Below are 20,956 nucleotides of genomic sequence, written 5' to 3'. Positions count from 1 at the left end.
GCGGGGGCCCCCCCGGCCGGCCGCCCGCCGGCGGGCCGGGGGGGGGGTGCCGGTACCGGCGGGGGGGGGCCCCCGCCCCCCCCGCCGGGGGGGGGCCCGCGGTGTGCGGGCGCCCCCACCCCGGTCGCCGGATGCCCGCGTGCTACGCCTTCGCCCCCGCGGGCTCCTGGTCGCCGCCGCGCGGCTGCGGGACGTCGTCCGCGGCGTCGCCGTGCTCGCCGTCCTGGCCCAGCATCTGCTCGTTCCACGGGAGGGCGCCGGAGAGGACCAGGTCCACGCGTGCCTTGTCGATCTCCTTGGTCCAGGTGCCGACCAGGACGGTGGCGACCGCGTTTCCGGCGAAGTTCGTCAGGGCACGGGCCTCGCTCATGAAGCGGTCGATGCCGACGATGAGACCGACGCCGTCGACGAGTCCGGGCCGGTGCGACTGGAGGCCGCCCGCGAGGGTGGCGAGCCCCGCGCCGGTGACCCCGGCCGCGCCCTTCGAGGCGACGATCATGAACAGCAGCAGGGAGATCTGCTCACCGGCGCTCAGCGGGTCGCCCATCGCGTTGGCGATGAAGAGCGACGACATCGTGAGGTAGATCGCGGTGCCGTCGAGGTTGAAGGAGTAGCCGGTCGGCACGGTGATGCCGACGACCGGGCGGCTGACGCCCAGGTGCTCCATCTTCGCGATGAGCCGCGGCAGGGCGGACTCCGAGGAGGAGGTGGAGAGGATCAGCAGGAACTCACGGCCCAGGTACTTCAGCAGGGCGATCAGGTTGACCCCGGCGACCAGCCGCAGGATCGTGCCGAGCACCACGAAGACGAAGATCGCGCAGGTGAGGTAGAAGCCGATCATGATGACCGCGAGGGACTTCAGCGCGTCGACGCCGGTCTCGCCGACCACGGCCGCCATCGCGCCGAACGCACCGACCGGGGCCACCCACATGATCATGGCGAGGATGCGGAAGACGAGACGCTGGATGTGGCCGATGCCGCGCAGGACCGGTTCGCCCGCCGCGCCCATCGCCTGGAGCGCGAAGCCCGCGAGCAGGGCGACCAGCAGGGTCTGGAGCACCTGGCCCTCGGTGAAGGCGGAGACGATGGTCGTCGGGATGATGCCGAGCAGGAAGTCCGCGGTCGACTCACTGGCGCCCGCCGCCTGCTTCTCACCGGCGGCGCGGGCCGCCTCGGTGAGGTGCAGGCCCTGACCGGGCTCCAGGAAGTTGCCGACGAGCAGGCCGATGGCGAGCGCGACCGTCGACATCACCAGGAAGTAGCCGAGGGCGAGTCCGCCGACCGCTCCGACCTTGGCGGCCTTGCGCACCGAACCGACGCCCAGCACGATCGTGCAGAAGATGATCGGCGAGATCATCATCTTGATGAGGTTGACGAATCCCGTACCGATCGGCTTGAGCTCGACGGCGACGCCCGGGGCCACGAAGCCCACCAGGATGCCGAGGCCCACGGCGGCGATCACGGCCAGATACAGATAGTGCGTGCGGTCCCGCCTGGCGGCTGCCACGGTCACGGGGTTCTCCTCGGTTCGTCCGGGTCGCTCCCCCGTCCCTGGGGGCGCAAGGGCTGTCCGGCGGAACGGGGCCGGAAAACCCTTGGTGAATATCTCGCTCCTTGTGACGACGGTCACGGTTGCGTGCATTTCGTTCATGCGTTTCCGGCCGGGCAGACTGGAACCATGCGTTTCCCCCGTACCCGTCCGCGCAGCCTTGCCGGGCAGCTCTTCACCATGCAGGTGGTGCTGGTGGCTGCCGTCGTGGCGGGGTGCGCGTTCTTCGCCTACGCCTCCGGTCGCAAGCAGGCGGAGGAGACCGCGACCCGGCAGGTGAGGACGGCGGCGCTGGCCATCGCGAACGCCCCGTCCGTGCGGGAGGCGGCCCGCGCCCCGGAGCCGTCCGCCGTGCTCCAGCCGTACGCGGAACGGGTCCGCAGGGACACCGGGATCGCCTTCGTCACGATCATGTCCCCGCAGCGGGTCCGCTGGACGCATCCGGACACCGACCGGATCGGGGAGGAGTTCCTCGGGCACACCGCGCAGGCGCTGCGCGGGGAGACGTTCACCGAGACGTACACCGGCACGCTCGGCCCCTCGATCCGCGTCGTCACCCCGATCCGGGACGGCGGCAGGATCACCGGCCTGGTCAGTGCGGGCATCACGGTCGACCGGGTCTCCTCGCAGGTGCGGGCGCAGCTGGGGGCGCTGGGGCTGGCCGCGGGCGGGGCACTGGCCCTCGGCGGCATCGGGACGTACGTGATCAACGCCCGGCTGCGGCGGCACACGCACGGCATGAACGCGGCCGAGCTGAGCCGGATGCACGACTACCACCAGGCCACGCTGCACGCGGTGCGTGAGGGCCTGCTGATGCTCGACGGGCGGCGCAGGATCGCGCTGATCAACGACGCGGGCCGGGAACTGCTCGGCCTCGGACCGGACGCGCTCGGGCGCCGCGTCGCCGACCTGGAGCTGCCGGCGCCACTGACCGGTGCACTGCTCGCCTCCGAGGAGCGGGTCGACGAACTGCATCTGACGGCGGACCGGGTGATCGTGGTCAACACCCGTCCGGTGGTGGGCGGGGAGCGGCGCGGCACCGTCGTGACCCTGCGCGACCACACGGAACTCCAGGCGCTTTCCGGCGAGTTGGACTCCGAGCGGGGGTTCACGCAGGCCCTTCGGTCCCAGGCGCACGAGGCGGCGAACCGGTTGCACACCGTCGTCTCGCTGATCGAGCTGGGCCGGACCGAGCAGGCGGTCGGGTTCGCCACCGCAGAGCTGGAGCTGGCCCAGACCCTCACCGACCGGGTGGTGGGCGCCGTCGCCGAGCCGGTGCTGGCGGCCCTGCTGCTGGGCAAGGCGGCACAGGCGAACGAACACGGCGTGGAACTGGTGCTCGCGGACGACAGCCTGATCGACGACGGCGCGCTGCCGGCGGCGCTGCCGGACCGGGACCTGGTGACAATCCTCGGCAACCTGATCGACAACGCGGTGGACGCGGCGTCGGAGGCAGCCACCGGCGGGCCGGTTCCCGCGGCGGTGCCGGGCCCCCGGGGTGCGGAGCGGCCGGAGCCGCCCGTGCCCGGGGAGCCCGACGCGGCACCGGCCCGGTCCGGCCGGGCCCGGGTCACCGTCACGGCACTCGCCGGGGAGGACGAATTGCTGCTGCGGGTCACCGACACCGGGGCGGGCATCGACCCGGGGGACGCCCCCGAGGTCTTCGACCGCGGCTGGTCGACGCACGGCCAGGGCCGGGGCATCGGCCTGGCCCTGGTACGGCAGGCGGTGCACCGCAACAACGGGACGGTGGAACTGGACCGGGGGCCGGGCGGCGGCGCCCGGTTCACGGTGCGCCTGCCGCTGACGGCGGGCGACCGCGGGCGGCATGCCACCGAGGAGGTCGTCGCATGATCCGGGTGCTCGTCGTCGAGGACGATCCCGTCGCCGCGGACGCCCATCGACTGTACGTGGAGCGTGTCCCCGGCTTCGCGGTGGCCGCGGTCGCGCACTCGCGCGCGGAGGCGGTACGGGCGCTGGACCGCGCCCCGGTCGACCTGCTGCTCCTGGACCTGTACCTGCCCGACGGCCACGGCCTGCACCTGCTGCGCTCGCTGCGCGCGGCCGGGCACGCGGCGGACGTCATCGCGGTGACGTCGGCGCGCGACCTGTCGGTGGTCCGGGAGGGCGTGTCGCTCGGGGTCGTGCAGTACGTGCTGAAGCCGTTCACCTTCGCCACCCTGCGCGACCGGCTGGTCCGCTACGCCGAGTTCCGTGCGGCGGCCGGTGAGGCGAGCGGCCAGGACGAGGTGGACCGTGCGCTCGGTGCGCTGCGCGCCCCGCAGCCGTCCCGGCTCCCGAAGGGGCTGAGCGCCCCGACGCTGGAGGCCGTGACCCGTGCCCTGCGGGCCGCGCCCGACGGGCTGACGGCGGCGGCCGCCGGGGCCGGGCTGGGCATTTCGCGGATCACCGCGCGCCGCTACCTGGAGCACCTGGTGGCGGTCGGGTGCGCGGCACGCAGTCCGCACTACGGTCAGGTCGGACGACCGGAGCTGCACTACCGGTGGGTGGACCGGGGGCACTGACCCCGCCCGGCGCATAGGACGTTCCTACGAGCCGGGATATCGGCGGAACGCACCGTGGTCGCACGGCCGGCCGGCTCCTACGGTGGGGCCGTGCCCCCCTCCCCGCGCCCCGATTCCCGGCCCTCGGGCTCCCCTCCCTTCGACGCCCCCGCCGCACGCCGTCTCCGCGAGGCCCTGGGAATGCTGCCCGGACATGTCGCGTACGGCCTCGGGGCCCAGTACGGGCTCCGGATCGATACCTCGACGGTGATCGCCTGGGAGCGTGGGGCCGCCACCCCGAGCGAGTACGAACTCACCGCGCTGGCCGGGGTGTTGTGGTGCTCGCCGGATGAACTGCTGACCGCCGCGCGGACCCTGCGGGAGCACCGGACGGCCCGGCGGCTCTCCGCGGCGGAACTGGCGCGGCTGGTCGGGTTGACGGCCTCCGCGTATCTGCGCATGGAGGAGTCGGGGCGCTGGCGCGGCAACGAACGCCAGTCCGCGGCGCTCGTCGAGGTGCTGGGGCTGACGCCCGCCGGACTGGTGACGGTGTCCGGCCGGGACGAGGAACTCGCGGAGCTGCTGCGCGACGCGGTCACCACGCATCGGCAGGCGCAGATCCGGTCGGTGGCGAAGCTGGTGCCGCTGGAGCGGGGGCTCCTGGTGGACACGCTGGAGCGGTTGCACGCCGACTACCGGGCGCTGGCGGTGCCGACGCCGAGCCGGGGAGGTTCGGAGCGGGACGGGGCGGCTCGGGACGCGGAACGGGCGTTCCTCGCCCAGATCCTGGAACGCTTCTGGCGGGCGGCGGGGGTGGTGGGAACGGGCAGCTGAGCCGTCGGGCCGCCTGCGAGGGCGCGGCCGGGCCGCGCCACACCCGCCGACGCGCGAGCCGGTCGGCGACCTCCGGCCGGAACGTGACCGGTGTACCGGCCGGGCGGCAGCCCCCGGCCGGGACGGACCCCGCGCGTCGCACCCGCCGCCGGTTGTCCTGGTCAGCCGCCGTTGCCGCCCGCGGCCACCGGGTCGGTCAGGGCCACCGGGGCACGTCGCACCGCACCTCCACGACCGACGCGCGAGGACGGCCCGTCCCCGCGCACCGGACCACGCACCGGGAGCGCGTGCCCGGGGTCAGAAGACCGACTCGGCCTCGTCCATCCGGTTCTTGGGGACCGTCTTGAGCTGCGTGACGGCGTCGGCGAGCGGAACCATCTCGATGTCGGTGCCGCGCAGCGCCGTCATCCGGCCGAAGTCCCCCCGGTGCGCGGCCTCCACGGCGTGCCAGCCGAAGCGGGTGGCGAGCACCCGGTCGTACGCGGTCGGCGTGCCGCCGCGCTGCACATGGCCGAGAATGACCGGCCGTGCCTCCTTGCCGAGGCGCTTCTCCAGCTCGATCGCGAGACGGTTGCCGATGCCCTGGAAGCGTTCGTGACCGTACTGGTCGATCTCGCCCTTGGCGTACGGCATGGAGCCCGCGGCCGGATGAGCGCCCTCGGCCACGCAGATGACCGCGAACTTCTTGCCGCGCGCGAAGCGCTCCTCGACCATCGTGACCAGATCGTCGACCTCGAAACGGCGCTCGGGGAGGCAGATGCCGTGCGCGCCGCCCGCCATGCCGGACTCCAGCGCGATCCAGCCCGCGTGGCGGCCCATCACCTCGACGACCATGACCCGCTGGTGCGACTCCGCGGTGGTCTTGAGACGGTCTATGGCGTCGGTCGCGACCCCCACCGCCGTGTCGAAGCCGAAGGTGCGGTCGGTGGCCGAGATGTCGTTGTCGATGGTCTTGGGGACACCGACGACGGGCATGCCCGCGTCCGACAGCATCCGCGCGGCGGTGAGGGTGCCCTCGCCGCCGATCGGGATGAGCGCGTCCATGCCGTAACGGCGGCTCAGTTCGGCGCAGTTCTCGGCGGCCTCGCGCAGCCGGTCGCGTTCCAGCCGGGCCGAGCCGAGGATGGTGCCGCCGCGGGCGAGGATGCCGCTGACCGCGTTGAGGTCGAGCGGACGGAAATGGCCGTCGAGCAGCCCCTTGAAGCCGTCCTCGAAGCCGATGACCTCGTCGCCGTGACCCACCACGGCACGGTGCACGACCGACCGGATCACTGCGTTCAGGCCCGGGCAGTCGCCGCCTGCGGTGAGAACTCCGATGCGCATCGTGTGCTGTCTCCTGCTCGCTAGTGCTGTGACCGTGCATCGCGGGAGGAATCGGGATCTCCCGCCGCCTGGGCCACGTCGATTGTCCCACGTCTGGTCTGGACCTCACCGGCTCATCCGTTGCGGGGGTCGCCGCACGGGTGTTCCGCCGGCCCCCGCGGCGATTCGACCGCCGCTCCGGAGCGCGGTTCGACGGCCTCCGGCGCGACCCCCTCCTCCGGTGGGCTGCGCTTCCGCCGGCACGGGTATCGTCAACATCGCATTGCCATCCCAAACCGCACATATGGACGGGAGAGCACACGTGTCACGCAGCGTGTACGTGACCGGGATCGACCGGGGAGACGGCCGGCAGGTCGTCGATCTGGGAGTCATGGAACTCCTGACGCGTCAGGTGGACCGGGTCGGGGTCTTCCGGCCGCTCGTCCACGAGGGGCCGGACCGGCTGTTCGAGCTGCTGCGGGCCCGGTACCGCCTCTCCCAGGACCCCGCGTCGGTCTACGGCCTCGACTACGAGGCGGCGTCCGCGCTCCAGGCCGAGCAGGGTACCGACGAACTGGTCTCCCGCCTCGTCGACCGTTTCCACGAGGTGGCCAGGGCGTACGAGGTGGTGCTGGTCCTCGGCACGGACTTCGCCGCCACCCAGCTGCCCGACGAACTGGCGCTCAACGCCCGGCTCGCCAACGAGTTCGGCGCCTCGGTGATCACGGTGGTCGGCGGCCGGGGCCAGACGGCGCAGTCCGTCCGCGCCGAGGCCCGCAACGCCTACCGGGCCTACGCCGGACTGGGCTGCGACGTCGTCGCGGTGATCGTGAACCGGGTGGCGGCCGGGGACCGGGACGCCATGGCGGAACGGCTCGCGCCACAACTGCCCGTCCCCTGTTCGGTGCTGCCCGACGACGCGGCACTCTCCGCGCCCACCGTCGCCCAGATCACCGCGGCGCTCGGCGGCACGGTGCTGCTCGGCGACGACTCCGGGCTGGCCAGGGACGCGCTCGACTTCGTCTTCGGCGGCGCGATGCTGCCGAACCTGCTGAAGGCGCTGACACCGGGCTGCCTGGTGGTGACGCCCGGGGACCGGGCGGACCTGGTGGTCGGCTCGCTGGCCGCGCACAGCGCCGGGACCCCGCCCATCGCGGGGGTGCTGCTGACCCTGGACGAACGCCCCGACGAGGAGATCCTCACCCTCGCCGCACGGCTCGCGCCCGGCACCCCGGTCGTCTCCGTGGCCGGCGGCTCCTTCCCGACCGCCGGGGAACTCTTCGCCCTGGAGGGCAAGTTGAACGCGGCGACGCCCCGCAAGGCGGAGACCGCGCTGGGCCTCTTCGAGCGCCATGTGGACACCGGCGCGCTGCTGGACCGGATCTCGGTGGCCCGCAGCGGCCGGGTCACCCCGATGATGTTCGAGCACGAGCTGCTGGAGCAGGCGCGCGCCGACCGGCGCCGGATCGTCCTGCCGGAGGGCTCCGAGGAACGCGTGCTGCGCGCCGCCGACGTGCTGCTGCGCCGCGACGTCTGCGACCTCACACTGCTCGGCGAGCCCGATGCCATCCGCAAGAAGGCCGCCGACCTCGGTATCGACCTCGCCGACACCCGGATCATCGACCCGCAGACCTCCGAGCTGCGCCTGGCCTTCGCCGAGCGGTACGCGCGACTGCGCGCGCACCGCGGCGTCACGGCGGAACTCGCGTACGACGTGGTCGCGGACGTCAACTACTTCGGCACCCTGATGGTCGAGGAGGGGTTCGCGGACGGCATGGTCTCCGGGGCGGTGCACTCCACCGCGGCGACGATCCGGCCCGCGTTCGAGGTCATCAGGACCAGGGGCGCCGGACAGGGCCCCTCGGACGGCGCGGCAGGCGACGGGCGCGCCGCGTCGATCGTGTCGTCCGTCTTCTTCATGTGCCTGGCCGACCGGGTCCTGGTGTACGGCGACTGCGCCGTCAACCCGGACCCGGACGCGAAGCAGCTCGCGGACATCGCGGTGCAGTCGGCCGCCACCGCCGCCCGGTTCGGTGTGGAGCCGCGGATCGCGATGCTGTCGTACTCGACGGGCAGCTCGGGATCGGGCGCCGACGTGGACAAGGTGCGCGAGGCGACGGAACTGGTCCGGGCGAGCCGGCCGGACCTCCTGATCGAGGGCCCGATCCAGTACGACGCCGCGGTGGATCCGGGCGTCGCCGCCACGAAGCTGCCCGGTTCCGAGGTGGCGGGCCGGGCGACCGTGCTGATCTTCCCGGACCTGAACACCGGCAACAACACCTACAAGGCCGTGCAGCGCTCGGCGGGTGCGGTCGCCGTCGGACCGGTGCTCCAGGGGCTCCGGAAGCCCGTCAACGACCTGTCCCGGGGCGCACTCGTCCAGGACATCGTGAACACCGTGGCCATCACGGCGATCCAGGCCCAGAACGAGGAGCGCACCGCATGACCGCCCGGAACACACCGGACTCGTCCCACCCGGCCCCGCAACGCCCGTCCGGCACCGCCCCGCATCGGGTACTCGTCCTCAACTCCGGCTCCTCGTCGGTGAAGTACCAGCTCCTGGACATGAGCGACCACTCCCGGCTGGCCTCCGGGCTCGTCGAACGCATCGGCGAGGAGACGTCCCGGCTGGTGCACACGCCGCTGGTCGGCGAAGGCGCCGAGCGACGCGAGCGCACCGGCCCGATCGCCGACCACGAGGCCGCGCTCAAGGCGGCGGCCGAGGAGCTGTCCGCCGACGGACTGGGCCTGGACTCCCCCGCGCTGGCGGCGATAGGGCACCGGGTGGTCCACGGCGGGCTGCGGTTCACCGCACCGGTGGTGATCGACGACGAGGTGCTGGAGGAGATCGAGCGGCTGATCCCGGTGGCCCCGCTGCACAACCCGGCGAACGTCCTCGGCATCCGCACCGCGCGAGCGCTGCGCCCGGACCTGCCGCAGGTGGCGGTCTTCGACACGGCGTTCCACACGACGATGCCGGAGTACGCGGCCCGGTACGCGATCGACACGGAGGTGGCCGACGCGCACCGCATCCGGCGCTACGGCTTCCACGGCACCTCGCACGCCTACGTCTCCCGCAAGGCCGCCGAGCTGCTGGGGCGCGCGCCCGAGGACGTCAACGTCATCGTGCTGCACCTGGGCAACGGCGCATCGGCGTCGGCGGTGGCGGGCGGCCGGTGCGTGGAGACCTCGATGGGGCTGACGCCGCTGGAAGGGCTGGTGATGGGCACGCGCTCCGGGGACATCGATCCGGCCGTCACCTTCCACCTCGTGCGGGTGGCGGGCATGTCGACGGACGAGATCGACACGCTCCTGAACCGGCACAGCGGCCTGGTCGGGCTGTGCGGCGACAACGACATGCGGGAGATCCGGCGCCGGGTCGAGGCGGGCGACGAGCGCGCGACGCTGGCCTTCGACATCTACGTGCACCGGCTGAAGAAGTACATCGGCGCCTATTCGGCGGTCCTCGGCCGGGTGGATGCCGTGGTGTTCACGGCGGGGGTCGGGGAGAACTCGGGGCCGGTGCGGGAGGCTGCGATCGCCGGTCTCGACGGGTTCGGCCTGGCGGTGGACGCGGACCTGAACGCCGTGCGGTCCGGCGAACCCCGGCTGATCTCGCCGGACCACGCGCGGGTGGCGGTCGCGGTGGTACCGACGGACGAGGAGCTGGAGATCGCCGTCCAGACCTTCGCACTCATCGGACAGAGCCACAACTGAGCACCCTCGCGCCCCTTTGTACCTTCCGCCAGACGGAATATTCCGCTGCTGAACAAACCGATAGGATCCGCCTCATGCGCCGTTCCAAAATCGTCTGCACACTCGGTCCCGCCGTCGACTCGCACGAGCAGCTCGTCGCTCTGATCGAGGCCGGCATGAGCGTGGCCCGTTTCAACTTCAGTCACGGCAGCCACGAGGAGCACCAGGGTCGTTACGACCGGGTCCGCCGGGCCGCCGCCGAGACCGGCAGGGCCGTCGGTGTGCTCGCCGACCTCCAGGGGCCGAAGATCCGTCTGGCGAAGTTCGCCGAGGGGCCGGTCGAGCTGGTCCGCGGGGACGAGTTCACCATCACCGCGGAGGACGTGCCCGGTGACAAGTCGATCTGCGGCACGACGTACAAGGGGCTGCCCGGGGACGTCGCCAAGGGTGACCCGATCCTGATCAACGACGGCAACGTCGAGCTGAAGGTCGTCGCGGTCGAGGGCCCGCGGGTGCGGACGATCGTCATCGAGGGCGGGGTCATCTCCGACCACAAGGGCATCAACCTGCCCGGTGCGGCGGTCAACGTCCCGGCCCTGTCCGAGAAGGACGTCGAGGACCTGCGGTTCGCGCTGCGGATGGGGTGCGACCTGGTGGCGCTCTCGTTCGTGCGGGACGCGAACGACATCAAGGACGTCCACAAGGTGATGGACGAGGAGGGCCGCCGGGTCCCCGTCATCGCCAAGGTGGAGAAGCCGCAGGCGGTCGAGCACATGGAGGGCGTCGTCATGGCGTTCGACGGTGTGATGGTCGCCCGCGGCGACCTGGCCGTCGAGTACCCGCTGGAGAAGGTCCCGATGGTGCAGAAGCGCCTGGTGGAGCTCTGCCGGCGGAACGCCAAGCCGGTGATCGTGGCGACCCAGATGATGGAGTCGATGATCACCAACTCGCGTCCGACCCGCGCCGAGGCGTCCGACGTCGCCAACGCGATCCTGGACGGCGCCGACGCGGTCATGCTGTCCGCCGAGTCCAGCGTGGGCGCGTACCCGATCGAGACGGTCAAGACGATGGCGAAGATCGTCGTCGCCGCCGAGAACGAGCTGCTCTCCAAGGGTCTCCAGCCCCTGGTGCCGGGCAAGAAGCCGCGCACCCAGGGCGGTTCGGTGGCCCGTGCCGCCTGCGAGATCGCGGACTTCCTGAACGGCAAGGCGCTGGTCGCCTTCACCAAGTCCGGTGACACGGCCCGGCGGCTCTCGCGCTACCGCGCGGCGCAGCCCATCCTTGCCTTCACCACGGACGAGTCCACCCGCAACCAGCTCGCGCTGAGCTGGGGCGTCGAGGCCCACGTCGTCCCGCACGTGGACAACACGGACGCGATGGTCGACCTGGTCGACGCGGAGCTGATGAAGCTGGGCCGCTACAACGAGGGCGACACGATGATCATCACGGCCGGTTCGCCCCCCGGCATCCCCGGCACCACGAACATGGTGCGGGTGCACCACGTCGGCGGCGGCGACCGCGACTGACGCAGTCCGGTACGGACACATACGGCAAGGCGGTGGGCCGCGCTCCCCGAAGGAGTGCGGCCCACCGCCTCGTGCGTGGTCCGGCCGGTCCGATCAGCCGGTGCCGCCGGTGAAGTAGTTGTGCAGCCCGGGCACCTTGAGCGTCCCGCCGAACTGCCCGGCCTGGGTCACCTTGACCTTGGTGAAGAAGGCGAAGGGGACGTTGAGCGGCGGCGGGCTGTGCGGGCTGAACGTGACCGGGATGAGGCCGAAGAGATTGCCCTTCAGCTCCTCCGTGTACATGGTCACCGTGCCGTGGCGGATGGTGGACGTGGAGCCCTTGCGCGCCTCGACGTGGGCCGTGGTGCCGATGGGGCCGACCGTCGTCTGGTGCAGGTCCTTGATGTCGACGGAGCTCGCGGTGAACTTCAGCACCTTCTTGATGGTGCCGTCGTACGTCTTCACCTCGACGATGCCCTTGTAGTCGAGCCCGCTGAGGGTGAGCATCGAGCTGTTCAGGATCCACGGGTCGGTCGGCAGCAGCGGCACCCCCGTCTCCAGGTCGGCCGCGGCCAGTGCCTCGGGGTCGGGCGTCGGGCACGGGAAGCGCGGCTTGGCGCCGTCCGGGATGTCGTCGTCCTTCTTGGCGTCGAGTCCCTTGACGCTCTCGTCGAGCTCCTCGACCGGCTTGCCGGCCTGCCGCGCGGCCTCGCGGATGGCGTCCGCGGTCCCGTCGACGGTCTTCTTCGCGGCGTCCGCGGGCTTCGTCGCCGTGTCCGCGGGCTTCGTCGCGGGCTCGGCCGAGTCGCCCCGCGACGGCTCCGGGGACTCGGCGGTCGCGGACGGCGACGGGTCGGCCGTCTCCTTGTCCGGGATGCCGAAGAGGTCCCTGAGCGCGTCCCCGACGCCCAGCGGGTCGAGCGGGTTCCTCGACTTCGTGGGCGTGGGGGTGGGGGTGGGGGTGGCACTCGGTGACGCGGCCGAGGAGTCGGCGGCCCCGGCCCCGCTCTTCGTCCCGCTCGGCCTCGCGGACTTCGCCGCGGCGTCGGCCGAAGGGGTCGTGGTGGGCTTCGGCGACTCGTCCTCGTCCTTGCCGCCGGAATCGGTGGCGGACGGCGACGGGGACTTCTTCTCCGACGCGGTCGGGGACGGCGACTCGCTCGGCTCGTCGGAACGGGTGACGCAGGGACCGGGGGCGAAGGGGATGTCCGCGTTGTCGTCGGCCAGTGCCAGCTTCGGCGTCAGCCCCATGCCCACGAAGACCGCCGTCGGCATCGCGGCGAGGGCGATGGCCTTGCCCGCGGGGATGTGCAGCTTCGTCAGCAGCGACTTCCTGGGGGCCGCGTGACGCGGTCCATTTCCCGTCCGGAGGTCCTCCCCGGCCGAGCTCAGCTCCCTCTCGTCACCCCGCACGATGCCTCCCGGCGTCGACCTCGACTGTCGTGTCGTTCTGCTCCGGGCGCCCCTGGGACACCCCCGCCTTGTGGAGGTCCGGGCCGGGCTCCCGCGTCCCCGTACCGGTGTCCTGCGACGAGGCGTCCCGCGCGCCGGCGTCCGGGAAATCGGGTTCCGGCTCGGCAGGCTCCCCCGGAGCCCACGAGACGGAGAGCGCACCGCCGAGCAGGGCGAACAGGAAGCCGATCAGGAAGCCGCCGATGTTGGCGACCGGTATGGAGATCAGCGCCAGCAGGATCGCGGCGATGCCGGCGAACACCCGCACGATGTGGTGGAACCACATCGTGAGGCCCAGCGTGATCAGCAGGACCCCGATGATCAGCGATCCCGCGCCGGCCGTCGTGGACATCGCCAGTGTGATGTTGCCGAGGTGCATGTTGGCGTACGGGAGATACGCGATGGGCAGACCGCCCATCATGGTGAACAGGCCCGCCCAGAACGGCCGGTCACCCCGCCAGGTGCGGAATCCGCGTCGGAAGGCGCGGAGGTAGTGCTCGTTCTGCCCTGTGGACTCGGGGCTCATGGAAAACAGCTCCCTGGAACCGGTACTGCTGTGAGAAGAGAAGGGGTGGGCGGCCGGAGGCCCATGACGGGCACCCCGGCCACCCAGGGCAAGTGCCCTAGTAGCAAGGCTTGTTGCCCGACTTCAGCCGCAGACTCAGGTCGCTGAGCTTGAAGGTGCCGGCCGTGGTCGCCCACGCCGTCTGCCTCACCTTGGTCAGCTTCGCCTCCTCCGCGCGCTGCCCGAAGCTGTTCGGGTTGACCTTCTTCTCGGTACCGGCCTGGATGCCCGGCTTGCCTATGTTGCCGGCCGCCACACCGATGTCGATGTTCGTGAACTCGGCGTCCGCGTCGAGTTCGGCGACGTCCAGGTACAGGTTGGACGCGGTGACCGGCTTGTTCGGGTTCGTACCCGCCGTCAGCCGCAGCGTGACGGTGCCGAGGCCGAACGGCAGGTTCGGAGTGACCACCGACTGGCACATGTTGGTGATCGTGGCATCACTGAAGCCGGAGACGGCGACGGCGTGCGCCTCGTCCTTGGTGCCGTCGAGGCTCTTGCCGGTGGCCACGGAGCCGTACTGCACGAAGTCGTGACCGACGAGGCTGTCCGCGGTCACCTTGAAGTCCTGGCCGGACACACTGAACGACGCCGCGAGGGCGCCCTGGGCGAGACCGACGCCGACCGCGGCGGTCGCGGCGACGCTCGGCACCATGACCAGAGCGAAGCGCTTCCATCTCGTGCCGCCACGAACCTGGGAACTCATCTATTTCCTCCTTCTCGGACGTACATCTCCGGTCCGGGCCCGGGGCCCGTCCTGGGATGGGAGAAGTGCTACGTCCTCGGTAAGGAGAGCGCCCGCGCACGGAGGCGGGAACCGCGTCCGAATCACCGGCGATCACCCCCGAGCGACAACCACCGGCCGCGCAGGCGCGCGGCCCGTTCGGACAGGCCCCGCCGGACGGCAGGAACCCCCCTGTCCGGGGCCGACACCGCTGCCGTCGGCCCACTCGGTGGGGACCCAACGGCGCCACCGCGCCGACTGGTGGCCGGGCTTGGCGTCATTGGACCGAGCGTGGCCGATCGTGGTGCATTCCCGGCCGCCGCACAAGGGGTTCGTTACTCGCTGGTAATGCACCGATAACCGGCGCACCACGGGGCGAAACCGGGCGGCCACGGACGGTGGCCCCGGAGAGGTGGACGAAAGGGAGAATCGGGACCCTTATGGGGACAGAACCCGGGAGGCGATTTACTGCGAGTAACAGGCGCGCTCTTTATCAAGATTTGGTAAAGCGACGCCGTCTCTTATCGCTCGCTCGCGAAAACGGCCGCGGCACCCCGAGGGTGCCGCGGCCGTTTTGTCACATCAGAACAAGACCCGGGCCAGAGCGGTGCGCGCGGCACCCACCCGCGGGTCGTCGGGGCCGATCACCTCGAACAGTTCCAGCAGCCGCAGCCGCGCCGCATCCCGGTCCTCACCCGCGGTCCGCCGCACCGTCTCGACGAGCCGGCCGAAGGCGTCCTCGACATGACCGCCCACCAGGTCCAGGTCGGCGGCGGCGAGTTGGGCCGTCACGTCGGCGGGACGCTCCGCGGCATCCCCGCGGACCTTCGACGCGTCCAAGTCCTTGACCCTGGCGAGGAGTTCGGCCTGGGCGAGGCCCAGCTTGGCCTCCGTGTTGGCCGGGTCGTCGGACAGGACGTTGCGGTACGCCTGGACCGCGCCGTCGAAGTCATTGGCGTCCAGGGCCCGCACCGCCGCTTCGAGCAGGGCGTCGTACGGTCCGGCGGGAGCCTCGGCCGGGACCCGGTCCGCCTCGTCGGCGGCGCCCTGGTCGACCGTGATGCCGGTGAGACCGAAACGCTCCTCGCCGACCTGGATCAGCTGGTCCAGCGTCTGCCGGATCTGATCCTCGGGGGCCACGCCCTGGAAGAGCGGGAGGGCCTGCCCGGCGACGACGGCGAAGACCGCCGGGATGCCCTGGATGCCGAACTGCTGCATCAGCATCTGGTTGGCATCGACATCGATCTTGGCCAGCACGAAGCGGCCGTTGTACTCGTGGGCCAGTCGCTCCAGGAGCGGGCCCAGCTGCTTGCACGGCTGACACCACTCGGCCCAGAAGTCGATGACGACCGGGACCTCGGCGGAGCGCTGAATGACGTCGTACTCGAAGGCGGCCTCGTCGACGTCGATCACCAGGGCGGACGGCGGCACGGCACCCGCACCGCCCTGCCGGGCGGCCTCGGCACGGGCCTGCTCCGCCTTCACCTTGGCCTCGCCGGCCGCCTTCACCGCGGCAAGGTCGACGACGCCGCTCATGGACATGTTCCTAGGCTGCATGCGTACATCCTCCCCCCTTGGCACACCGATACGGAAAGCGATGCGCGAACCGCACCCGTCCGCGCTCCCGCCGGTGTGCGGAGTGGACGGCCGGAGACGGTCCGTGGGCCCCTGAAAGACCCGTTCGGCGCCGGGTCCCCACCCGGTGCCTGTGGCTGTCGTTCGGTCGCGGCGCGGCGACGGCCCGGCCGTCGTCCTTACGCTACGGGTCGTAGCGTAACTGCCCGACCCCCCTCGCGCACATGGGCGTTCGGTGATCTGTCTCACGCGGAACAGGACCGGTCGACTCTACTTACTGACCGGTATGGTCGCGGCATGCCGAGCCGCAGCCACCCCAAACCCCCACGAACGGGACGTCCGCGCAGTGCCGCGGCCGACGAAGCGATCCTGGAGGCGACCAGGGCCTCCCTGGTCGACCTCGGCTGGTCGAAGCTGACGATGAGCGATGTGGCGACGCGCGCCGGGGTCGCGAAGACGACGCTGTACCGGCGGTGGGCGGGCAAGAACGAGCTGGTGGTGGACGCCGTCGCGGTCCTCTTCGACGAGCTGGAAATGCCCGATCTGGGAAGTCTGGCGGCCGATGTGCAGGCGGTGGTGCTCCAGTTCGCCGCGTTGCTGGAGCGGCCGGAGACCCGGACCTCGTTGATGGCGGTGGTGGCGGAGTCCACCCGGGACGAGGCGCTGCGGACCCGGATACGCGACTCGATCGTGGACCGGCAGAAGCGGCTGGTGCTCCAGGGCCGCCGTCGGGCGCAGGAGCGGGGCGAGTTGCCCGCCGAACAGGACGAGGCCGTGGCGGCGGCGACCGCGGACCTGATCTTCGACGTGATCGCCGGGGCGGTCGTGCACCGGGTGCTGGTGAGCGCCGAGCCCGTGGACGAGAACTGGGCCCGCCGCTTCACCGGCCTGCTGCTCGGGGGGCTGGCGGCGGCGTCCGCCGCGTAGTCCCCGCGTCGAGGGGGCGTCGCCGCGTTGTCCCCGCGGCGACGCCCCCTCGATGCCCGGGTCAGAAGCCGGGCGGCTCCGTGTAGGTGCCCCATTCGTCGCGCAGGGCCCCGCAGATCTCGCCGAGCGTCGCCTCGGCGCGCACCGCGTCGAGCATCGGACCGATCATGTTGGAGCCGTCGCGGGCGGCGGCGAGCATGGCGTCCAGCGCCGCCTTCACCCGCGCGTCGTCGCGGGCGTCCTTGCGATCGGCCAGCACGCGCACCTGCTCGCGCTCCACCTCGTGGCTGACCCGGAGGATCTCCAGGTCGCCGGTGACCGAGCCGTGGTGGACGTTGACGCCGACGACCCGCTTGTCGCCCTTCTCCAGCGCCTGCTGGTACCGGAAGGCCGATTCGGCGATCTCGCCGGTGAACCAGCCGTCCTCGATCCCGCGCAGGATGCCGGAGGTGATCGGTCCGACCGGGTGCTGCCCGTCGGGGTGTGCCCGGGTGCCGCGCTCCTTGATCTGGTCGAAGATCTTCTCGGCGTCGGCCTCGATGCGGTCGGTGAGCTGCTCGACGTACCAGGAGCCGCCCAGCGGGTCGGCCACGTTGGCGACGCCGGTCTCCTCCATCAGCACCTGCTGCGTGCGCAGCGCGATCTCGGCGGCCTGCTCGGAGGGGAGCGCGAGGGTCTCGTCGAGGGCGTTGGTGTGCAGCGAGTTGGTGCCGCCCAGGACCGCGGAGAGCGCCTCGACCGCGGTGCGCACGACGTTGTTGTAGGGCTGCTGGGCGGTGAGCGAGACCCCGGCGGTCTGGGTGTGGAAGCGGAGCCACTGGGCCTTGTCGGTCCTCGCCCCGTAGGTCTCCTTCATCCAGCGGGCCCAGATCCGGCGGGCCGCGCGGAACTTGGCGATCTCCTCGAAGAAGTCGAGGTGCGCGTCGAAGAAGAAGGACAGGCCGGGCGCGAAGGTGTCGACGTCCAGCCCGCGGGAGAGGCCGAGCTCCACGTACCCGAAGCCGTCGGCGAGGGTGTACGCCAGCTCCTGGGCGGCCGTCGCCCCGGCCTCGCGGATGTGGTAGCCGGAGACGGAGAGCGGCTTGTAGGCGGGGATCTCGTGGGCGCAGTGCTCCATGAGGTCGCCGATGAGGCGCAGGTGCGGCTCGGGCTGGAAGAGCCATTCCTTCTGCGCGATGTACTCCTTGAAGATGTCGGTCTGGAGCGTGCCGTTCAGCACACCCGGGTCGACGCCCTGGCGCTCGGCGGCGACCAGGTACATGCAGAAGACCGGGACGGCGGGACCGCTGATCGTCATGGAGGTGGTGACGTCGCCGAGCGGGATGTCCCGGAAGAGGACCTCCATGTCCGCGGCGGAGTCGATGGCCACGCCGCAGTGCCCGACCTCGCCGAGCGAGCGGGGGTCGTCGGAGTCGCGGCCCATCAGCGTCGGCATGTCGAAGGCGACGCTCAGTCCGCCGCCGCCCGCGGCGAGGATCATCTTGTAGCGCTCGTTGGTCTGCTCGGCGTTGCCGAAGCCGGCGAACTGGCGGATGGTCCAGGTGCGCCCGCGGTAGCCGGTCGGGTGCAGCCCACGGGTGAAGGGGTACTCGCCGGGCCAGCCGATCCGCTCGAACCCCTCGTACGCGTCCCCGGGGCGGGGGCCGTACACGGGCTCCACGGGGTCCCCGGAGAGCGTACTGAAGTCCGCGTCACGCTTGCGGGCCTTGTCGTAACGGGCCTGCCAGCGGCGGCGGCCCTCCTCGATCGCGTCAGCGTCCATACCTTCGAATTTACTAGGACGTCCTAGTAAATGTCGATGGCAAACCGCCCAGCGCTCGGCACGGGGCGGTTCGGGAGACGGGGAGCCGGGGCCGCGGCCCCGGTGGATCAGGCCCCGGCGGTCGCCGGGGAGGCGTCGGCGACCAGCGGCTCGACCTCGCGCACGACCTTGCGCTCGACGAAGAACGCGGCGGTCGGGATGGTGCCGGAGATCAGGACCCAGAGCAGCTTGCCGACCGGCCACTTCGCCTTGGAACCGAGGTCGAAGGCGAAGACCAGGTAGATGATGTAGAGCACGCCGTGGACCTGGGAGACGACGAGCGTCAGGTCCTTGCCCATGTCGAAGCCGTACTTGAAGACCATGCAGGTGCAGAGCACCAGCAACATGACTGCGGTGACGTAGGCCATCACCCGGTACCGGGTCAGCACACTGCGTTTCATGGCATCGAGCGTAACCGGACGGTCCGGGCGATCTTGCAGCGGGCCGGGCCCCGAAACGAGGTTCTACGACTCCTGGAAGTCCTGGGCCGCGACCCGCAGCGGGCGCAGCATGGCGAAGATCTCCGCGCATTCCTCCGCGTCGTACGCACCGAGCCCGAACTCCATGCCGACCAGGTCCTTCGTCGCCGCCTCGACGACCTCACGGCCCTTGTCCGTGATGGAGGCGAGCGTGCCCCGCCCGTCGTTGGGGTTGGGGCGTTTGTCCACCAGGCCGGAGCGCACCAGTCGGTCCACGGTGTTGGTGACCGATGTGGGGTGGACCATGAGCCGCTCGCCGATCTTGGACATGGGCAGCTCGCCCGCCTTGGAGAAGGTGAGCAGCACCAGTGCCTCGTAGCGCGCGAAGGTCAGCCCGTACGGCTTGACCACCGCGTCGACCTCGGCGAGCAGGATCTGCTGCGCCCGCATGATCGAGGTGATCGCGGCCATCGAGGGCACCGGCCCCCAGCGCTGCTGCCAGAGTTCGTCGGCGCGGGCGATGGGGTCGAAGGGGAGACTCAGCGGCTTCGGCACGCCGTCGACCTTACCCATGGGCCATATGGTGGTCGGCTCCGTCTCGAACTTCGGTCCGGAAATGATCGTCGCGCCCGGTCCGCCGCACCTCCAGCACGAGCGGCAGCACGCAGAGGGCACCGACCGCCCCGGCCCCGGCGACCACCTGGTGCACCGGGAAGAACTCGGCGGCGAGCCCGGCGAGGGCCATGCCCACGCCCTGGAGCGTCATCATCCCGGCGGTGAGCACGGTCATGGCCCGGCCGCGCAGCGCCTCCGGGACGGCCGCCACGAACCACTTGTCGAGGCCGATGGCGTACGCCCCGCCCGCACCCGCCACCGCCAGCACGATCGCGGCCGGCAGGACACCGGGGCGGAAGCCGTACAGGATCAGCGGCAGCAGCTCCAGGGCCGCGGCGGGCAGCACGATCAGGGAGCGCAGACGGGGCGGGAGCCCGGTGCCCACGTACAGCTCCGCGGCGATCTGCCCGACCGGCATCGCGCACATCAGCAGCCCGAGCGCGGCCGAACCGACGCCGATCTCGTCCGCGTAGGGAGCGGCGAGCGCCGCCGGCGCCACGAGGAACAGCGGAGGCACCCAGAACAGCAGCATCAGCGCACGGATCCGGCGGTCCGCGAGCAGGGTGCGGGCCCCGGCGAGCGACTCCCCGAGCAGGGCGCCGCCGCCGTTCGCGTCGGCCGCAACCGGGCGGGAGCGGGTGCCGAGGCGGAGCAGGGCCGCCGAGCAGAGGAACGTCACGGCGGTGATGGTCATCGCGCCGCGCGGGGTCAGCGCGGCGAGCAGTACCCCGCCCACGCCGAAGCCGACGAGCACCGCGCTCTGCGAGACGATCCGCAGCAGCGAACGGCCGAGGACGTAGGCGTCCCCCCGGCCCAGGATCTCGGTGAGCGCGGCCATCCGCGTCCCGGTGAAGACGGGCGACACCGCGGCGATCACGCAGCGCAGCGCGAGCAGCCCGCCGACCGGGGTGGCCGGCAGCAGCATCACCGCGACGCACCCCGCGCAGATCAGGTCGCAGGTGACCAGGACCCGGCGGGCGGGGTAGCGGTCGGCGACCCCGGCGAAGAGCGTGCCCCCGACGAGGTACGGGAGGAAGCCGAGCGCGAAGGTGAGGGCGCTGAGCAAGGGCGAGCCGGTGAGGCCGTACACCAGGACGGTGAGGGCGAGTTCGCTGACGACGACGCCGAGGAGGGAGAGCAGGTGCGCGGCGAAGACCGTCCGGAACTCCCGCACGGCGAAGACGTCACGGTAGCCGACGGGGGCGGGTGCGGTCGCGACCGCCGGGGCGGCGGTCGCCGCGCAGGGGCGGCCCCCGGGATTCCCGGGGTTCTCGGCGTCGTCGGCGTTCGCGGCGTTCGCGGCGTTCGCGGCGTTCGCGGGACTCTCGGAGCTCACGGCGTCCACTGGGCTCTCGGGGCCCGCGGGGCCCGCGGGGCCCGCGGGGCCCGCGGGGCCTGCGGGGTTCTCGGGCGGGCGCAGCGCCGCACGGCACTGCTCCGCCGGGGTCTCGGTGTCTGACGGCATGGACGCAGCCTGCGGGCACGGGCCGG

The 20,956-nt window shown here is 71.9% G+C and carries 17 protein-coding genes; 7 read left to right on the top strand and 10 right to left on the bottom strand.

Annotated elements, in window-relative coordinates; genetic code table 11:
- Positions 1–142: 142 nt before the first annotated feature.
- A complete protein-coding gene (locus ACFC79_RS03080) occupies positions 143–1,513 on the bottom strand; it encodes a cation:dicarboxylate symporter family transporter (RefSeq protein ID WP_376234383.1) in 1,371 nt (456 codons plus the stop codon).
- A gap of 165 nt (positions 1,514–1,678) precedes the next feature.
- Here ACFC79_RS03080 and ACFC79_RS03075 point away from each other — a divergent pair, with 165 nt between their 5' ends.
- The 3 genes from ACFC79_RS03075 (at position 1,679) to ACFC79_RS03065 (ending at position 4,887) form a co-directional block, all read left to right on the top strand.
- Positions 1,679–3,403, top strand: coding sequence for an ATP-binding protein (locus ACFC79_RS03075; RefSeq protein WP_376234381.1), 1,725 nt, complete (start codon positions 1,679–1,681; stop codon positions 3,401–3,403).
- Complete coding sequence (locus ACFC79_RS03070; RefSeq protein WP_376234378.1) at positions 3,400–4,074, top strand: response regulator; 675 nt, start codon at positions 3,400–3,402, stop codon at positions 4,072–4,074. The genes ACFC79_RS03075 and ACFC79_RS03070 overlap by 4 nt, the downstream gene beginning before the upstream one ends.
- Positions 4,075–4,254: 180 nt before the next feature.
- Positions 4,255–4,887 (top strand): helix-turn-helix domain-containing protein, encoded by a 633-nt coding sequence (locus tag ACFC79_RS03065; RefSeq protein ID WP_376234912.1) that lies wholly within the window; start codon positions 4,255–4,257, stop codon positions 4,885–4,887.
- Between the two features lie 297 nt (positions 4,888–5,184).
- Here ACFC79_RS03065 and ACFC79_RS03060 read toward each other — a convergent pair whose 3' ends face one another.
- Positions 5,185–6,210, bottom strand: coding sequence for an ATP-dependent 6-phosphofructokinase (locus ACFC79_RS03060; RefSeq protein WP_376234375.1), 1,026 nt, complete (start codon positions 6,208–6,210; stop codon positions 5,185–5,187).
- A 301-nt stretch (positions 6,211–6,511) separates the two neighbouring features.
- Here ACFC79_RS03060 and pta point away from each other — a divergent pair, with 301 nt between their 5' ends.
- The 3 genes from pta to pyk all read left to right on the top strand — a co-directional run bounded on the left by pta (position 6,512) and on the right by pyk (position 11,411).
- The gene (gene pta / locus ACFC79_RS03055; RefSeq protein WP_376234373.1) at positions 6,512–8,635 is read left to right on the top strand and encodes a phosphate acetyltransferase; all 2,124 of its coding nucleotides are present in this window, start codon (positions 6,512–6,514) and stop codon (positions 8,633–8,635) included.
- Positions 8,632–9,906, top strand: a complete 1,275-nt coding sequence (locus ACFC79_RS03050; protein WP_376234370.1) for an acetate kinase — start codon at positions 8,632–8,634, stop codon at positions 9,904–9,906. The genes pta and ACFC79_RS03050 overlap by 4 nt, the downstream gene beginning before the upstream one ends.
- A 74-nt stretch (positions 9,907–9,980) precedes the next feature.
- Positions 9,981–11,411 (top strand): pyruvate kinase, encoded by a 1,431-nt coding sequence (gene pyk / locus ACFC79_RS03045; RefSeq protein ID WP_376234367.1) that lies wholly within the window; start codon positions 9,981–9,983, stop codon positions 11,409–11,411.
- Positions 11,412–11,504: 93 nt separating this feature from the next.
- On the opposite strand, the gene ACFC79_RS03040 is transcribed toward pyk, so the two are convergent.
- From ACFC79_RS03040 to ACFC79_RS03025, 4 genes are all read right to left on the bottom strand, one after another.
- Entirely contained in the window at positions 11,505–12,803 is a 1,299-nt protein-coding gene (locus ACFC79_RS03040) for a hypothetical protein (protein ID WP_376234364.1), read from the bottom strand.
- A complete protein-coding gene (locus tag ACFC79_RS03035) occupies positions 12,793–13,368 on the bottom strand; it encodes a DUF6114 domain-containing protein (RefSeq protein ID WP_376234361.1) in 576 nt (191 codons plus the stop codon). The genes ACFC79_RS03040 and ACFC79_RS03035 overlap by 11 nt, the downstream gene beginning before the upstream one ends.
- 97 nt (positions 13,369–13,465) lie before the next feature.
- Complete coding sequence (locus ACFC79_RS03030; RefSeq protein ID WP_376234359.1) at positions 13,466–14,110, bottom strand: DUF6230 family protein; 645 nt, start codon at positions 14,108–14,110, stop codon at positions 13,466–13,468.
- 600 nt (positions 14,111–14,710) lie between these two features.
- Positions 14,711–15,685, bottom strand: coding sequence for a tetratricopeptide repeat protein (locus tag ACFC79_RS03025; RefSeq protein ID WP_376234356.1), 975 nt, complete (start codon positions 15,683–15,685; stop codon positions 14,711–14,713).
- Positions 15,686–16,000: 315 nt separating this feature from the next.
- Between ACFC79_RS03025 and ACFC79_RS03020 the strand changes: the two genes are divergently transcribed.
- Positions 16,001–16,630: a TetR/AcrR family transcriptional regulator gene (locus ACFC79_RS03020; protein WP_376234354.1), complete on the top strand. Its 630-nt coding sequence runs from the start codon at positions 16,001–16,003 to the stop codon at positions 16,628–16,630.
- Positions 16,631–16,691: 61 nt separating this feature from the next.
- Here the strand turns inward: ACFC79_RS03020 and ACFC79_RS03015 are convergent, their stop codons facing one another.
- The 4 genes from ACFC79_RS03015 to ACFC79_RS03000 form a co-directional block, all read right to left on the bottom strand.
- Complete coding sequence (locus ACFC79_RS03015) at positions 16,692–18,392, bottom strand: methylmalonyl-CoA mutase (protein ID WP_376234351.1); 1,701 nt, start codon at positions 18,390–18,392, stop codon at positions 16,692–16,694.
- A 107-nt stretch (positions 18,393–18,499) separates the two neighbouring features.
- Entirely contained in the window at positions 18,500–18,832 is a 333-nt protein-coding gene (locus tag ACFC79_RS03010) for a DUF3817 domain-containing protein (protein WP_376234348.1), read from the bottom strand.
- A 63-nt stretch (positions 18,833–18,895) separates the two neighbouring features.
- A complete protein-coding gene (locus ACFC79_RS03005) occupies positions 18,896–19,405 on the bottom strand; it encodes a MarR family winged helix-turn-helix transcriptional regulator (RefSeq protein WP_376234909.1) in 510 nt (169 codons plus the stop codon).
- A gap of 10 nt (positions 19,406–19,415) precedes the next feature.
- On the bottom strand, positions 19,416–20,930 hold the full coding sequence (locus tag ACFC79_RS03000) for an MFS transporter (RefSeq protein WP_376234346.1): 1,515 nt from the start codon (positions 20,928–20,930) through the stop codon (positions 19,416–19,418).
- Between the last annotated feature and the right edge of the window lie 26 nt (positions 20,931–20,956).

It is taken from the genome of Streptomyces sp. NPDC056061, from assembly GCF_042266885.1.
Lineage (GTDB): Bacteria > Actinomycetota > Actinomycetes > Streptomycetales > Streptomycetaceae > Streptomyces.
The sequence above is the reverse complement of the archived record's forward strand: the minus strand, read 5'-3'. Positions and strand labels throughout refer to the sequence as shown.

Bases quoted from the DNA above. Each gene is read 5' to 3' on its own strand.
- ACFC79_RS03070 (WP_376234378.1), top strand. From the start codon at position 3,400: ATGATCCGGGTGCTCGTCGTCGAGGACGATCCCGTCGCCGCGGACGCC.
- ACFC79_RS03060 (WP_376234375.1), bottom strand. From the start codon at position 6,210: ATGCGCATCGGAGTTCTCACCGCAGGCGGCGACTGCCCGGGCCTGAAC.
- ACFC79_RS03050 (WP_376234370.1), top strand. From the start codon at position 8,632: ATGACCGCCCGGAACACACCGGACTCGTCCCACCCGGCCCCGCAACGC.
- ACFC79_RS03000 (WP_376234346.1), bottom strand. From the start codon at position 20,930: ATGCCGTCAGACACCGAGACCCCGGCGGAGCAGTGCCGTGCGGCGCTG.
- ACFC79_RS03015 (WP_376234351.1), bottom strand. From the start codon at position 18,392: ATGGACGCTGACGCGATCGAGGAGGGCCGCCGCCGCTGGCAGGCCCGT.
- ACFC79_RS03010 (WP_376234348.1), bottom strand. From the start codon at position 18,832: ATGAAACGCAGTGTGCTGACCCGGTACCGGGTGATGGCCTACGTCACC.
- ACFC79_RS03035 (WP_376234361.1), bottom strand. From the start codon at position 13,368: ATGAGCCCCGAGTCCACAGGGCAGAACGAGCACTACCTCCGCGCCTTC.
- ACFC79_RS03025 (WP_376234356.1), bottom strand. From the start codon at position 15,685: ATGCAGCCTAGGAACATGTCCATGAGCGGCGTCGTCGACCTTGCCGCG.
- ACFC79_RS03030 (WP_376234359.1), bottom strand. From the start codon at position 14,110: ATGAGTTCCCAGGTTCGTGGCGGCACGAGATGGAAGCGCTTCGCTCTG.
- ACFC79_RS03065 (WP_376234912.1), top strand. From the start codon at position 4,255: ATGCTGCCCGGACATGTCGCGTACGGCCTCGGGGCCCAGTACGGGCTC.
- pyk (WP_376234367.1), top strand. From the start codon at position 9,981: ATGCGCCGTTCCAAAATCGTCTGCACACTCGGTCCCGCCGTCGACTCG.
- ACFC79_RS03075 (WP_376234381.1), top strand. From the start codon at position 1,679: ATGCGTTTCCCCCGTACCCGTCCGCGCAGCCTTGCCGGGCAGCTCTTC.
- ACFC79_RS03020 (WP_376234354.1), top strand. From the start codon at position 16,001: ATGCCGAGCCGCAGCCACCCCAAACCCCCACGAACGGGACGTCCGCGC.